The sequence below is a fragment of the Leisingera sp. JC1 genome, assembly GCF_001679925.1.
Classification (GTDB): Bacteria; Pseudomonadota; Alphaproteobacteria; order Rhodobacterales; family Rhodobacteraceae; genus Leisingera.
Genome location: NZ_LYUZ01000082.1, coordinates 96,661 through 111,006 on the forward strand (window position 1 = coordinate 96,661; position 14,346 = coordinate 111,006).

Annotated in this window: 11 protein-coding genes; 5 read left to right on the plus strand and 6 right to left on the minus strand. The window is 61.3% G+C overall.

The window, feature by feature from the left end; translation table 11 throughout:
- The 4 genes from A9D60_RS10050 (at window position 1) to A9D60_RS26560 (ending at window position 3,081) form a co-directional block, all read left to right on the plus strand.
- On the plus strand, window positions 1-1,788 hold the full coding sequence (locus A9D60_RS10050; RefSeq protein WP_065267452.1) for an SLC13 family permease: 1,788 nt from the start codon (window positions 1-3) through the stop codon (window positions 1,786-1,788).
- A gap of 174 nt (window positions 1,789-1,962) precedes the next feature.
- Window positions 1,963-2,211, plus strand: coding sequence for a hypothetical protein (locus tag A9D60_RS10055; RefSeq protein WP_065267453.1), 249 nt, complete (start codon window positions 1,963-1,965; stop codon window positions 2,209-2,211).
- Between the two features lie 64 nt (window positions 2,212-2,275).
- Window positions 2,276-2,743, plus strand: a complete 468-nt coding sequence (locus A9D60_RS10060; RefSeq protein WP_083194148.1) for a CBS domain-containing protein — start codon at window positions 2,276-2,278, stop codon at window positions 2,741-2,743.
- Between the two features lie 197 nt (window positions 2,744-2,940).
- Window positions 2,941-3,081 (plus strand): hypothetical protein, encoded by a 141-nt coding sequence (locus A9D60_RS26560; protein ID WP_158509287.1) that lies wholly within the window; start codon window positions 2,941-2,943, stop codon window positions 3,079-3,081.
- Window positions 3,082-3,114: 33 nt separating this feature from the next.
- Here A9D60_RS26560 and A9D60_RS10070 read toward each other — a convergent pair whose 3' ends face one another.
- The 6 genes from A9D60_RS10070 to A9D60_RS10095 form a co-directional block, all read right to left on the minus strand.
- A complete protein-coding gene (locus tag A9D60_RS10070) occupies window positions 3,115-5,367 on the minus strand; it encodes a GNAT family N-acetyltransferase (RefSeq protein ID WP_065267456.1) in 2,253 nt (750 codons plus the stop codon).
- Complete coding sequence (locus tag A9D60_RS10075) at window positions 5,342-6,349, minus strand: D-alanine--D-alanine ligase family protein (protein ID WP_065267457.1); 1,008 nt, start codon at window positions 6,347-6,349, stop codon at window positions 5,342-5,344. The genes A9D60_RS10070 and A9D60_RS10075 overlap by 26 nt, the downstream gene beginning before the upstream one ends.
- Window positions 6,346-7,356 (minus strand): D-alanine--D-alanine ligase family protein, encoded by a 1,011-nt coding sequence (locus tag A9D60_RS10080; RefSeq protein ID WP_065267458.1) that lies wholly within the window; start codon window positions 7,354-7,356, stop codon window positions 6,346-6,348. Before A9D60_RS10080 ends, A9D60_RS10075 begins: the two co-directional genes overlap by 4 nt.
- Window positions 7,350-8,672, minus strand: coding sequence for a KamA family radical SAM protein (locus A9D60_RS10085; protein WP_254656665.1), 1,323 nt, complete (start codon window positions 8,670-8,672; stop codon window positions 7,350-7,352). The genes A9D60_RS10080 and A9D60_RS10085 overlap by 7 nt, the downstream gene beginning before the upstream one ends.
- A 212-nt stretch (window positions 8,673-8,884) precedes the next feature.
- Entirely contained in the window at window positions 8,885-10,168 is a 1,284-nt protein-coding gene (locus A9D60_RS10090) for a trypsin-like peptidase domain-containing protein (protein ID WP_175392934.1), read from the minus strand.
- Between the two features lie 763 nt (window positions 10,169-10,931).
- The gene (locus tag A9D60_RS10095; protein WP_065267460.1) at window positions 10,932-11,993 is read right to left on the minus strand and encodes a DMT family transporter; all 1,062 of its coding nucleotides are present in this window, start codon (window positions 11,991-11,993) and stop codon (window positions 10,932-10,934) included.
- 696 nt (window positions 11,994-12,689) lie between these two features.
- Here A9D60_RS10095 and A9D60_RS10100 point away from each other — a divergent pair.
- Window positions 12,690-14,111: a phospholipase effector Tle1 domain-containing protein gene (locus tag A9D60_RS10100; protein ID WP_065267461.1), complete on the plus strand. Its 1,422-nt coding sequence runs from the start codon at window positions 12,690-12,692 to the stop codon at window positions 14,109-14,111.
- The last annotated feature ends 235 nt before the right edge of the window (window positions 14,112-14,346 follow it).

Below are 14,346 nucleotides of genomic sequence, written 5' to 3' on the forward strand. Positions count from 1 at the left end.
GTGTTCATAGATCCGGGCAACTTTGCTCCGGCGCTGGCGCTGGCATTGACGGTAATGGTCTTTGCTGCCTTTGCCAGCGAGCGGTGGCCTGCGGATCTGGTGGCCTTCACCGGGGCCTGCGCCGCGCTGGCGTTGGGACTGGTAAGCACGGAGGATGTGCTAGCGGCACTGGCAAATCCGGCACCGGCAACAATTGGCGTCATGTTCATTCTGAGTGCCGCGCTGGTGCGGACCGGGGTGCTGGAAGGGCTGACCAGATTCATGGCGCGGATGGCAAAACGCCATGCTGTCCTAGCGGTGGCAGCTTTCTTTGCCACGGCGGCTGCGGCTTCGGCGGTACTGAACAACACGCCGGTGGTAATGGTGCTGATCCCGGTTGCTATCGGCCTCGCCCGGCAGGCCGGCACGGTCCCGTCCAAGCTGCTGATCCCCTTGTCTTATTCTGTGATTCTGGGCGGCACGGTCACTATGATCGGCACCTCCACCAACCTCTTGGTGGACGGGGTCGCCCGTGGCCTGGGGATGGTTCCGTTTGGGCTGTTCGAGATTGCGCCGCTGGGGCTTGCGGTTACATTGGCGGGGGGCGGGTTCCTGACTCTGGCGGGGCGGCATCTGCTTCCGGAGAGGGTAACGGTTACTGCCCAGACGGCTGAGCGGGAGGCGAAGAGCTGGCTGGTGGATGTCTTCATCCCAGCGGGCTCGCCGCTGATTGGCGCGCCACCGCTTACGGCGCTGGAGCTGACACGGGGCGGTACGCGAGTGATAGACGTGGTTCGCGGCGATGCGTCACTGCGCCGCGATCTGGCGGCGGTACGGCTGGAGGCCGGAGATATTGTGGTGCTGAAAGCCCGTGACAGCGCACTGATGGCCTTCAGCGAAGGAACCGCGCGGGGAGCCGGGATTCCGGACATAGAGAGCGGCCGCACCCGATTGTCACAAACTGCTGAACTGCTGGTGGGGCCGGGGTCAAAGGCCGTGGGTCGCACCTTGGGGCGGCTGCGCTGGCGGCGGCGGTTTGGGGTCTATCCCTTGGCGCTGCACCGAAAAGGCGCCTCTGCCGGGGGGCGTCTGGAAAACACCGTGTTGCGGGTAGGGGACACGTTGCTGGTGGAGGGAACGCTTGCTGACATTCAGCGGCTAGCTCTGGAGCAAAGCCTAGTGAGGCTGGAGCAGCGGAAGGCCCGTGCCTTCCGGCACCGCAAGGCGCCGCTGGCAGTGGCGATCCTGCTGGGAGTTGTGGTGCTGGCTGGGTTTAATGCGGCGCCGATCCTAGCGTTGGCGCTGATTGGAGCGGCACTGGTGATGCTGACACGCTGCATCGAGCCGGACGAGGCGTTTTCGGCGGTGGACGGTCGTCTGCTGATCCTTATTGTTTCAATGCTTGTTGTCGGCCGCGCATTGGACCGCAGCGGCACCGTCGAGCTGATTGTTGGAGCGCTGAAACCGTGGATGGCCTTGGCAGGGCCATGGGTGGCGTTGGCCATTGTCTATGCCGTAACTTCGGTGCTGACCGAAGTTCTGACCAACAGCGCGATTGCGGTGATCATGACGCCGCTGGCAGCGGGGCTTGCGGCAGCCCTGGGAGTGGATCCGCGTCCATTTGTCGTGGCGGTGATGTTTGCGGCATCCGCCAGTTTCGCCACCCCGATCGGTTATCAGACAAACACTCTGGTCTATGGAGCAGGCGGCTACAAGTTCGCGGATTTCCTGCGTATCGGCGTGCCAATGAACATAGTCACAGGCGCGGTTACCGTGCTCTTGATCCCGCTGTTGTGGCCGCTGGCTTGAGTCTGGTGGACAGCTAGGGGATGTGGAAAGGGGACGGGTTTGCGCGGGGTTGGATAAGTAACTGAATTTGCTTTTTTAAAAGTTTACTTTGGTCCCTTGCCTTTACCGCTTGCCGCTCCCATGTCAACGATAGGCAGCTCATGACGGGTTGCCGGGTTTCTGATGGAGAAACACATGAGCAGAGTAGCTTTAGGCGCTCTTCTCGCGGCCCTGGCGGCAGTTTCGGCCAATGCAATGAGTGCCGGAATTGATACAGATGGCGACGGCAAGGCGTCCTTGGAAGAACTGCAGGCTGTCTATTCCGGCGTGACCAGCGAACTGTTTGCGGAAATTGATGCAGATGCGGACGGTTTCGTGGATGACGAGGAAATGGCGGATGCGGTCGCTGCCGGAGTTCTGGAAGACCCGGTGACAGAGTTGTAGCAGCTGGTGCGGCGGCGTTCCTGCAGCCTGTTCCGGCTGAACCCTTTCGGAAAGGGGTATCACCATGACAATTCGCAGACTGCTTGATGAACTGGAAACGGATATCCAGTGGATTGCTCCAGTCTCACCCATGGATGTGGCCATCGCTCTGCTTGCGCAGGAGGTTATCTCAGCGCTGCTGGTGTCCTCGGACAAGCGGTCGATGGCCGGCATTCTGACCAGCAGTGATATCGTGCGTTATCTTGAGGCCCACCAGAAGCTGCCCGGTCATTTGCGGGTGCGGAGCGTGATGACGCACCCCGTCATTTCCTGCGATGCCCGCCAGTCCGTGCAGCGGCTGGAATGGCTGATGTCAAAGCACCATGTGCGCCATATTCCAGTTACTGAGGATGGGGAACCTGTTGCGGTGATCAGCATTCTGGACGTCACCCGCTACCGGCTGCTGACCGCGGAACAGGAGGCAGCTGAACTTCGGGACTATGTTGCTGGGGCATCCTGGCGGGTCAGACCGCGCCCGCACCGGCAGAACTAAAGCGGATCGAAACCGCGCCCGCCTGGCTGGCGCATCTGAGGACTACGCTTATGGTTTTGGCAGGCCATACCACATTGGCAGCCGCCAGACAGGCGGCACATGCTCTGGCGGGGAAGCTTCTGCGCCTGATTCCGCGAACCGGTTCGCGTACTGAGTTGCGCCAAGGGGATACGCCACCGCCGCGTCCGGAAACCCTGATGGAGGATGGCTGGGAACCGGCGGAAACGCTCCAGCAGGAAGCGGCAGAGCGGCGGTGCCTGCCGCCGGATTGCGATGCCAACGAAGTGGAAAACGGCGATACGCCTGGACGCTATGGCGGCGGCCGGTACCGCGGCTGAACCGCTGGAAGAGGCTCCTCGCGCAGCGTCCTGTCAGTGGTCCAGGGTTTTCTCGTAGACCGATTTGCCGTCGCCGTCGCGGTAGAAATCTGGAAACTCGGCGCAAAGCACGTAACCCATCCGTTCATAGAACCGGCGCGTCGCCGCATAGGGCGGGCTGCTTGAGGTGTCGATGTAGACCTTGCGGCCCTTAGCCTGGCGGATTGCGGCCTCGGACCGTTGCATCAGCAGCCGCCCCAGGCCCGTGCCCTGATGGGACGGGTCTACTGCGATCCAGTAGAGATCCCAGCTCTGATCGCTGCCCGGAACCGGGCCGAAGCAAGCGTAGCCCTGCAGCCTGGTGCCGGATTCGGCCAGCAGGAAGTGGTAGCCGGAGGCGGATCCGGCGCTGAGCCGCTCCTGCGCCAGCTCGCCAGCGATTTCGATTTCCTCCGTGGAGAATTTGCCGGTTTCCGCAACCAGCTGCGTGATCCGGGCGACGTCTCCGGCCCGCAGAGTTTTGCGCCAGCGGCGTTTAGGGGACGGGGCGGGGCGGGGCGATGCCGCCGGTTTCGGGCGCTGCGCAATCCCCTCCGCCAATCCGCTGAAAAAGGCAGCAGCATTGTCGCCCAGGGTGCGCACCAGGTAGCCGCCTTCCTGAACCACAAGAATGGGAAACGGCTGCCGCCCGATGCAGGCGCCAGTCTGGCGGAAGTCTTGCGGTCTCAGCTTCCAGGTGCCGGTCGGGTCGCCGCGGCCAGTGTCAAATCCAAGGCAAAGGACCAGAAAACCCGGATCATGTTCCGCAATCCGCGCCAGAGCCTTTTGCAACGCGGTGTGGAAGTCTCCAGGCGTTGCCTGTTCGGCCAGAGGCAGGTTGAGGTTGTACCCGGCGCCGCTGCCTTGCCCTGTTTCATCGCGAAAGCCGGTGAAATAAGGGTAGGCAAAGCTGGGGTCGCCGTGGATGGAGACCGTCAGCACGTCGGCGCGGGTGTAGAAGATATCCTGCTGGCCGTTGCCGTGGTGGTAGTCAATGTCGAGCATCGCGACCCGCCCGTGCCGGGACAGGAAGTTGGCGGCAATAGCGGCGTTGGAGAGGTAACAGAAACCGCCGAAGGTCTTGTATTCGGCGTGGTGGCCGGGCGGGCGGACCAGTGCATAGGCGGCAGGGGCGCCGTTCAGCACATCCTCTGCAGCGGTGAGTGTGCAATCGACAGCGCGGCGGGCGGCAGGCCAGGCATTTCGGTTGATCGGGGTGAATGTGTCGATGCACCAGTATCCAGCCAGCACGGTGCGTTCGCGCGGACGGCGGGCCGTATTGCGGACCGGAAAGACATAGGGGTAAACCGCGCCTTTTTCCGGCGCCTCGGCGCAGGCGCTGCGAAGGTAGTCCACCAGTTTCGGGTCATGCGCCGCCTTGATCCAGCGGTCCGGGAAATGCCGCGGCGGCAGGCGGGCGAACAGACCGGTGGCGTCCAGCGCTGCGGTGACGGCGGTAATTCGCACCGGGCTTTCGACGTAGCCGCGGGTATGGATATGGTGGATGTCGTGGCGATCGTTGATAACCATCGAAATCTGCAGCCCGGTCGGCGGCGGCATGCTGACCGCGCGGGCGGCATAGCGCGGCGGCCGCAACCCGTAGCCCCCCGAGGTGACAGAGGCCACTACTTTCCGGACGTATTCCGGCGGGCAGAGGTCCGCGTATTTCCGTTCCAGGATGGCGCGGAAAATCTCCTTGAGTCGTTCCGCTTGCGGCAGGTCAAACTGGCCCAAGCCATCAAACACCAGATGCGGCATATCGGTGTCCTCTGGCGAGAGCGGCAGCTCATAGCTGGTGCCGGTGATGGGACGGGCACCGTAGCGTTCGTAGAATTTGAGCCGGGCCGCGTTTTGGGCCAGGGCTGCGCTGTCGTGGACGCTTTCAGGATTATCGGGCAGGCATTCGAAGTAAAGCCCCGCAGCCCCCAGCGCGGCTGCCTCCTGCCGGATCCGCTGATAGAGTGCCCCGCCGGTGCCGGAGCCTGCGGTCTCTACCGGGGTTGCCGCCAGAATGTCCAGGAATGCGAAATCGAGTTCCGGGTCGAACAGCAGCAGGGCAGTACCGCGCACGTCGCCGCGCCCGTTTTCCGCGACAAAGAGCGACGGGATGAACCGTTTGGCAAACGGATTGTTCAGGTGCTCCGGCAGCGCGTCGATATCGGCGGACCGTTTGCCCGGAAACTGGGCGCGCAAGATCGCCAGAGCCTTGCCGATTGCGGCTTGGCTGGCGGGGGCGTGGGCATCAGCAATCTTGCGGATGCGGAACATGGCGCGGGTCCTTTTCAGCTGCGGCGAGGGGGAGCGCTGCGAGATGCGCGATCAGGGCGTCATAGCCCATCCCGGCCTGTTCAGCGGCGGCGGCGAAACCGGCATCCGGCGCCAGGCAGGGGTTGGTATTCACTTCCAGGATCCAGGGGCGGCCGTCCTCATCTACTCGGAAATCCACACGCGCATAGCCGGAGAGACCAAAGACCTGCCAGGTGCGCCGGGCGAGATCCGCAAGCTGGTCCAGCAAAGCATTGTCGCTGTCCGGAAAGGTGAACCGCCGGGGTGTGTGATGGTAACTGTGTGCGGTTTCATCCCATTTGGCGGCGTAATCGACGATGCGGGGGGCATCGGAGGTGAAATCCTGAAACAGGATTTCGGCGGCGGGCAGCATTTTTACGCCTTCACGGCACTCCAGCAGCGAAAGGTTGAATTCGCGCCCGGGGATGTATTCCTCTGCAAAGAACCTGCCGCCAAAACGGGCTTCGCGGCTGACAATCTCCTCAGTTGCGTGAGCGCCGGACACAACTGATTGAGCATCGATTCCCAGCGAGGCATGTTCCGTGACGGATTTGACAATCACCCGGCCAAGCTTCGCGAGGGCAGGGCCGGATTGCGGCCAGGTCGGTGTCGGCAAGCCGTGCCGGGACATGAGGCTCTTTTGCGCGGTCTTGCTGAGGGCAGCCAACTGCGCTGCCGCGGAGCAGCCGGTATAGGGAATACCCACTTCTTCCAGCAGCGGCAGCACCTCAGCCGCGCGCTGCATGTCGCGGTCAATTGCTTCCACCATGTTGAAAACCAGCCCTGGGCGGTCTTTTACCGCCCAGGGCAGCGTAGCAGGGAGGCCCGAGACATGCGCGAGCCGGGCGTCAAAGCCTTGCCGGCTCAGCGCGGCGCGGATTGCCTCCGCTGTATCGCGGGTGTCACGTTCGTCGGGATCGTCTCCGCTCGCCCCGTGCAGAACGATGATGGAAAGCGGTTTCATAGCGCTGCGCTGAGCGCCTCGGTTCTGTCCGCCAGGCGGCAGCGGCGGATGGCGGCATCCAGAATGCCGCCGATCAGCCCCTGGTAATCAAGCCCCGCCTTGGCCGACAGGATCGGCAGGTCGGAGTGGCTGGGGTGCAGGCCCGGCAGGGTGTTCACCTCCAGAAAATGCGGCGTGCTGCCAGCGTCGGAGCGCAAATCGATCCGTGCCGCGTCGCGGCAGCCGAGCGCATGGTAGGCGGCCAGCGCGGAGGCGCCAGCGGCGCGTGCCTCGAGGTCTTCGGCTAGGCGGTAGCGGACGCGGGTTTCCCAATGCTCCTTGTTCTGGAAGCTGTAGATTTCCGCCTCTGCCGAGTCGAGCAGCAGGATTTCCATCACCGCAATCACCCGTGCCTTCGCCCCGTTGCCGAGAATGCCGGCGGTGAATTCGCGCCCGGGCAGGAAACTCTCAGCCAGGACCGGCTGGCAAAAGCGCTGGCGCAGGGAGCGGGCAGCGGCGGCGGCTTGGTCCGCATTGGCCGCTTTGGAGGCATGTTCGCAGCCTTTGCCGGTGCCTTCGACCAGCGGTTTCAGGAAGACCGGAAACGGCAGGTCCAGACCGGCGTCATCCTCCGGAGTCTCCAGCACCGCAAAGGGGGCTGTCGGGATGCCCGCATCGCGCACAACCCGCTTGGCCATCGCCTTATCCAGCCCCAGCGCCTGGGTCAGCGGGTCGGAAAAGGTATAGGGAATATCGAAGGCTTCCAGCAGGGCAGGGACCTGCGCTTCACGGGCGCGGCCTTGCAGCCCCTCTGCGATATTGAAGACCAGATCCCAGCGGTCGCCTGCCGCCAGCCGCTGCGCCAGTATACGGACATGGCCGATCCGCTGGGTCTGATGTCCTGCTGCGCGCAGGGCGGTTTCGATGGCGGCAATAGTTTCCGGGCTGTCGAACTCGGCCATCGCCTCAACGCTGAGGCCGCTGCCCCGGTGGTCGTCGCGCAAATCGTATGTCAGGCCGATTAGCATGGCCGGTGTCCCTTTGATGAGCCCAGGCTGCCGCCCGGATCGGGGTAACGGTAAAGAGTGTTTTCGAAGTTGCGCAGGATCAGGTCGCCGCCGTCGCGCCCCGCAACATAATCCGGCAGCAGCGGGATCTTGCCGCCGCCGCCGGGGGCGTCGATGACGAACTGCGGCACCGCATAGCCGGTGGTATGGCCGCGCAGGCCCTCGATGATCTCCAGCCCCTTGGCTACCGGCGTGCGGAAATGGGCAGAGCCGGTGATCGGGTCGCACTGGTAGAGGTAATAGGGCCTGACCCGCCGCATCAGCAGCGCCTGGTACATCGGCTTGAGGATATCGACGCTGTCATTGATCCCTTTCAGCAGTACGGTTTGCGAGCCGAGCGGGATGCCCGCGTCCGCCAGCCGCTTGCAGGCCTCTGTGGCCTCTGGTGTCAGCTCGTTGGGGTGGGTGACATGGATCGACGTCCACAGCGGGTGGTGCCGTTTTAGCATCCGCACAAGCTCGCGGGTGACCCGCATCGGCAAGACGATCGGCATTTTAGTGCCAAGCCGGATGAATTCCACATGCGGGATCGCGCGCAGGCGTCCCAGAAGGTAATCAAGCTTGTCATCAGCGATGGTCAGCGGGTCGCCGCCGGACAACAGTACATCTCGGACCTGGGGGTGCGCAGCGATGTAGTCCAGCGCCCGGTCCCACTGGGAGACCGAAAACTGGTATTCACCGCCCGCCTGGCCCACCATCCGTGACCGTGTGCAATAGCGGCAGTAGGTCGAGCAGGTGCCGGTGGCCAGAAACAGCACCCGGTCCGGGTAACGGTGGACCAGTCCCGGCACCGGGGTGTCGTGGTCCTCGCCCAGCGGGTCACCTGCCTCTCCCGGGAGTTGCAGGTATTCATGTCTGACGGGAATATGGGTGCGCCGCAGCGGCTCATCCGGATCATCCAGCCCCATCAGACTGGCGTAATAGGGGGTGATGCCGACCGGCAGCCCGCCCTGATGCCGGGCCAGTGCCTCCTGTTCCTCATCGCTCAGGTCAAATATCCGGCTGAGCACCTCTTGGCTGCGGATGCGGTTGCGCATCTGCCAGCGCCAGTCGTTCCAATCTTCCGCGGCGGCCTTCGGGAAGAAGATCTTGCGGAAAGCTTTTGTCCTTTCCCCGGCCGGAAATTTCGGCGGCCGTGCCCGGCGGTTTTTAAGGAGGGGTGGAGAAATGCGGGCCTTAGCGTGGTCTGGCAACTGCAGATCGGCGTGGTCCGCGGCGGTCTCTGGAGGGTCCTGGCTTTCCTGAACGCCGGGACCTGCAGCAAGGGGATGGTCCATCCATGGGTTTCCTTGCGCCCAGAGTGCCGTCGCGCGCCAATCGTCGTTGCTGTCGCAGCTCTGGGACAAGAAAAACCTGTGGCCGTTTCAGACGAAAATCAAGCAGTTTTGCAGGCGCTTATACAGAGTTTTGGCGGCTTTCCGCCAAGGGCTGCCGTCTGCGGACCGGGTGTGGAAATCCCGCAAGTGAGGCGGCTGAAAGGGCTGCATTTTCACTCTTCCGTGAAGGCGCCAGACTTGGCTGAATGCTGTACTGGATTGCTCCAGACCGGAACAAACAGGGCGGATCCGTTGCGCCAAACCCGGGCCAGGACGGCATCCTTGCGGCTAGAGGCCAGCTTGGCTTCGGCAGTGCGGAAAGCAGCCAGATCGGGCAGAGGTATTCCGTCCAGATGGGTGATCACATCGCCGGGGGCGAGGCTGCCGGGCCGTTCCGCGCCACCGGTCCACACCAGCAGCCAGCCCTTCTCATCAGCGGGGATCGCCAGTTCGCGCCGTGTTTCGTCATCCGCTGGAACCACGGCCAGCACGAGACCAAAAAGAGAAAGTTCCACCTCGCTCTGCGGTTCCTGCATGTTCATCCCTGCCGGGGCAGAGGCGATCCTGATCGCCTGTTGTGACGGCGTGCCGTTGCGCCACAGCGATAGCTCTGCGACGCTGCCTTCCGGCAGTCCGGCAATCAGCTCCACCAGTTGTTGGGAGGCGTTAACGGGGGTGCCGTTCACCGCCAGCACGATATCTCCAGGCTGCAGCCCGGCGGCCATGGCCGGAGAGGCGGGCTCAACCCTGGTGATGATCTCGCCTGCCTGCCCCTGCGCATCTGTGAGCGCTGCCAGCCCTGGGGTAAGCGGCTGGCTCTGGGCGCCAATATAACCGCGCGGCACGCGGCCGTTTTCCAGCAACTGGGCGGCGACCTCCATCGCGAGGTCGGCCGGCACCGCGAATCCCATTCCCGTGCAGCCCTCGCACCAGGACATCATGGCAGTGTTGACGCCCACCACATAACCGCCAGTATCAATTAGCGGGCCACCGGAGTCGCCGCTGACCACCGAGGCGTCGATCTGGATGAACCGGTCATAAGGGCTGGTTAGCAGATCGCGGCCCAGCCCGGCGATAATGCCTTCGGTCGCAGACAGGCCAAGGCCGAAGGGGTTACCCAGAACCACCACCCGGTGTCCGGTTTTAAGGCTGCCGGGATCGCCCCAGCCAAGAGAGGGCAGCGGCTCATCTGCTGATATTGCCAGCAGCGCAATATCGGTGTGCTCATCCAGACCGATCAGGCTGCCCTCATAGGAACGGCCGTTTAGCAGGCTGACAGTTATGGAACCTGCACCATTCACGACATGGGCATTAGTTACAATCTGACCGTCCGCACTGATAATGAACCCGCTTGCCGTGGTGCCGCCTGGCTCCGGAGACGTCGTGTCGTCCTGTGCCGGAGCGTGGCCGGAGGTGTTCTTGCCGGCTGCGGCATAGCCCCCATAGGTCCTAATCATAACGGTGGCAGGCAGCAGTTCTTCAACGATCGTCGCAAAGGAACCGGTGGAATCCAATTTGGAAGGCTGTGGGTCGGATTGCGCCTGGACGGCAATGGGGCAGGCTAGCAGGCAGGCGGCTGCAATCTGCAGAGCTGCATTTCGGAAAAGTTCGATAGGCATAGACTGATCACGCGGGGTGGGTTGTACGCTGCGGCGTGAGACTTTCCGTCTGTCCAGCGGTCCGGCTGCATCTGCCGCAGTCCCGTAGAGCGGCAACACAGAGTAGACATGCTACTAAATGGCATCGATGCCGGGAAAGAAAAGATGCTGCCGCGGATTTTGTTTCGCAGGGTTGCAGGTCCTAACCAGTCCGGCAAATACTTTACTCGAGGCGTAGGACCTGGCGGCACCTGCCTTCTTGAACCCTCTTTGGACCAAAATACGGAATGTGGCTGGTAGGCTGAAAAGAACAAGCTGCCAAATGTAGCGGGTTTTGGGGCGACAGCAGAGTGCCGGTCACGTGCTGCGCTAAGCTGTGAAACGTTATAGAACACAGCCGGAGCGGCAAAAGGCCGAACGCCGGAGAGGCATCGGGCTGCTCCTAGTTGTCTGCTTAACCATGTTCGCTTGTTGAAAGAAACTGGGTTAAGCATCACAATAAGCTCTGTTCGCAAATTCGGCATCGACGTACTGCAACCAGGCATCGAATCCATTGCCAATCAGCTCGTGGGCACGCACTCGCTTCTGGGATATGTAATCCTGAGCCCCAGCGGCCCGTCGATCAGTTCAGCTGCTCTTCAGATTCATCAAGTTCCACCGCCTCCGCATCCAGCGCATCCTCCAGTACCACCGCGGGAGCACCTGGCGTAAAGACGGTCTGAGCGATGGGGGGATTGTCGGCCTCGGTGCGGTTGACGCGCAGTTCCCGGTATGCGGTATACAGTCCGCTCGCTACGATCAGAACCATTCCGGCGAAAGTCGTGTAGGGCGGCACCTCTCCCCACAGCAGATATCCGAGGGCCGCAGCCAGAGGCAGATAACTGTAGTCAAAAGGTGCAATCACGCTGGCGTTAGCGATTTGATAGGCGCGGGAAACCAGCGTGTAGGCCACTGTTCCGATACTCCCCAGCAAAGCGAGCATGGCAACGCCCTCCGCCTGAGGCACCGGCCAGCCCATGCGGAGGTGGCTTAATTCAGGTGTGATCACGATCATCTGCGACACCGCGTATCCCATCGGTACGATCAGAACACCTGAAAATGAGATTGTGTAAAGACCGATGGTCAGCGAGGTATCTTGCTCACCGATCTTGCGCACAATCGTCTGACTGATGGCATAAGTGAGAGCGCAAAGGAGCGGAAGGATGGCAATCCAGCCAAAACTGTCGCCTGCCGGGTTCATTGCAATGACTACACCTGTGAAGCCAACAAGCAGTGCTGCTGCACGGTGAAGCCCGATTTTTTCGTGTAGAAAAAGGGCCGCAAGTGCCGCTGTCATTAAAGGTGCCGAGAAAAACAGCGTAGTGACCTCGGCCAGTCCCATGAAGGGAAATGCTGAATAGAACATCGCGAATCCGGAGGCGAAAAGCATGGCCCGCGCCAGATACCACGGCCAGAGAGGGGTGAAGATGCGATGCGGTGCGCCTAGCCAAAGGACGAGCGGCAGTAGAGTGATCAAGGCTACGATGGACCGGACAAATATCAGCATCCAAACCGGGTAATGGCTTAACATGTCCTTCATCAGAACGTCCTGCCCGACAAACAGGACCATCCCGGAAAGCACACAGGCAATCCCTTGGGCAGTGCGGGGCAGCGGTGGTGCGCCAATTTCGGGTGAGGCTGACATTAGGGCAGTTTGCCAATTCCAATAGGTTTGTCTTGCACTGCAGCGACCTGAATGTCGACAATATCTGACTGCCAGTACCAGCGAACGCGTTGGTTGTGTCTTGTAATGTGAACCGGAAACCGGAGGGAGGTGTTGCATCCGCCTGGCGTGAACAGTGGCCTCACGGCCCTTGGACGAAGCCACCCGCGCCAATGCCGTGGAGAGGCTTCGTTCTTGGGCTCTTCACGGTCATCGGAGGCAGCGCAGCATCCAGCCGATTAGGTTCCGGCTAAGCGTTGTGGACGGCCCACGGTTATCCTTGATCAAGGCGAGGACGGCCCAAAGCTGCCAATCACGAGGGGCGCCGCGCTGCCATGCAGTATTCACCAGACCTGCCGTTCGAGGCCTGGCGCAATTTTCTCAATGCCTGAATGACCGGAAAGCACTAACTCGATAAAAACGCAGCATGCTGGCAGACGAATTAATCCGCTTGGGATCAACCGCAGTCAGCAACACTTCCATTTGCTGCACATAATCGAACATATTGGGCACGCCTCACCCACATACCACAATATCAGGTGGACACATGTGTTTCCACTATGTTCTAATTTTTCCCGACTCAGATGAAACGCAATCACTGCACTCCCCTCCATCAGGGAAGATTGCCAAGCTTTAGGGACTACAGCCTGCAATTGGAACACATCGATAGGGCGACAAATGGGTAAGAATATCTGCATCTTCTCGGATGGAACTGGCCAGATGGGTGGTGCCAGACCTGACCAGCGGCTTTCAAATGTCTACAAGATGTATCGGGCCATGCGCCCTGGCCCGGATTCCCCCATTAACCCAAAGGATCAAGTCGCGTTCTATGACCCTGGTCTGGGAACGGGCGAAAGCGGCGGACTCTTCGGCCGTATCAAACCGATCCTGGAAAGCGCGGTCGGCACCGGTATCGATCACAACATTATCGATTGCTACGAGCAGATCATTGCCCATTACGAGCCCGGCGACCGAGTGCTTCTGTTTGGGTTCTCACGGGGGGCCTACACGGTTAGAGCACTTGCAAACGTCATGAACCTGTGCGGTGTCCCAACGCAGATGCCCGACGGTTCGCCGGTTCCGCGTCACGGTCCCGGCTTACGCAAGATCGCCAAGGATGCAGTTAAGTTCGTTTACAACCACGGCGCCGGGAAACCGCGGACACAGAATCCGTATTTTGTGAACCGCGAGGAGCTCGGCCGACGATTTCGCAAGAAGTATTCGAGCTTTCCCCTCGAGGGCAAAGACAATCAAGGTAACGTCCAGCCGACTTTCATCGGGGTCTTCGACACGGTGGCGTCACTGCGGACCGCCGTCGTCCGCACGCTGGTGTGGGGGGGCGCTTTTGCGGTCGGCGCTGCATTTGCCACCAGCTTAGCGCTTGGGTGGTCATGGCTCTTGGTTATCTCACTTGGCGTTCTCCTCGTCGCTATTGTCTGGCAGCTCGGCTCATTGCTGCTCGACAACTTTAAATTTTTCTCGGACGATCCCGATCGCGAATTGAAGCTCTGGCGCCCAACGGATTGGCCGCAAATTCTCAAGACGGGACATTTTGCCGCCTGGAACAAGCGCAACTACGACAAGTGGCTGGATCCCGACGTCCAGCACGCTCGCCACGCAATGGCAATCGACGAAGACCGTGGTGACTTTCCTAGAGTTGGGTGGGCATCCAGGGCGGCAGCGATCGAAACCAAAGACCGCGAGCCGAAGTGGCTCAAGCAAGTCTGGTTTCCAGGCTGCCACAGCGACATCGGAGGAAGCTATCCCGAGGCCGAGTCCCGCCTCAGCGACATAGCTCTAGACTGGATGGTAGATGAGTTAAGGGAATGTGTTAAGTCGATCCGGATCAACGAAAATTTCCTCAATCGCGCACCTGACCCTTTGGGCCTGCAGCACCGCGAAGACGCGATGGTGGCAATTGGACCGTTTTGCATTGGCTGGAAGAAGGGCATCCGAGAGGTTGGCGACGATTTCCCGCTTCACCCCTCGGTTGAAGAGCGCATGCGAGCCAGGGCTGTAGCCCAGTGCGGCGAGGTCAAGCCTTATCGGCCGGTGCAATTGAAAGGGCGGCGTGATTTGAAGTGCTATTTCGAAGAGTAGAAAAGGTTGAGGTCAAACCGTTAGTACGGGACTATCCTGAATTTTGTGCCCCGGCGTGGTAGCTCACTTTTGAGGAGACCCACGTATGAGCATAGACAAAGACCTGTTGGACCGGCTGATGGAAGGGCGTTCGCCCGGCGACCTTTTCGGCAAGGAGGGCATTCTTTCCGAACTGACCAAGGCGCTTGCGGAACGTGCGCTGAGCACCGAGTTGGACGAACATCTCAGCGAAGAG

Coding starts and splice junctions, on each gene's coding strand:
- A9D60_RS10055 (WP_065267453.1), top strand. CDS start 1,963: ATGAGCAGAGTAGCTTTAGGCGCTCTTCTCGCGGCCCTGGCGGCAGTT.
- A9D60_RS10060 (WP_083194148.1), top strand. CDS start 2,276: ATGACAATTCGCAGACTGCTTGATGAACTGGAAACGGATATCCAGTGG.
- A9D60_RS26560 (WP_158509287.1), top strand. CDS start 2,941: ATGGAGGATGGCTGGGAACCGGCGGAAACGCTCCAGCAGGAAGCGGCA.
- A9D60_RS10070 (WP_065267456.1), bottom strand. CDS start 5,367: ATGTTCCGCATCCGCAAGATTGCTGATGCCCACGCCCCCGCCAGCCAA.
- A9D60_RS10075 (WP_065267457.1), bottom strand. CDS start 6,349: ATGAAACCGCTTTCCATCATCGTTCTGCACGGGGCGAGCGGAGACGAT.
- A9D60_RS10080 (WP_065267458.1), bottom strand. CDS start 7,356: ATGCTAATCGGCCTGACATACGATTTGCGCGACGACCACCGGGGCAGC.
- A9D60_RS10085 (WP_254656665.1), bottom strand. CDS start 8,672: ATGGACCATCCCCTTGCTGCAGGTCCCGGCGTTCAGGAAAGCCAGGAC.
- A9D60_RS10090 (WP_175392934.1), bottom strand. CDS start 10,168: ATGATTAGGACCTATGGGGGCTATGCCGCAGCCGGCAAGAACACCTCC.
- A9D60_RS10095 (WP_065267460.1), bottom strand. CDS start 11,993: ATGTCAGCCTCACCCGAAATTGGCGCACCACCGCTGCCCCGCACTGCC.
- A9D60_RS10100 (WP_065267461.1), top strand. CDS start 12,690: ATGGGTAAGAATATCTGCATCTTCTCGGATGGAACTGGCCAGATGGGT.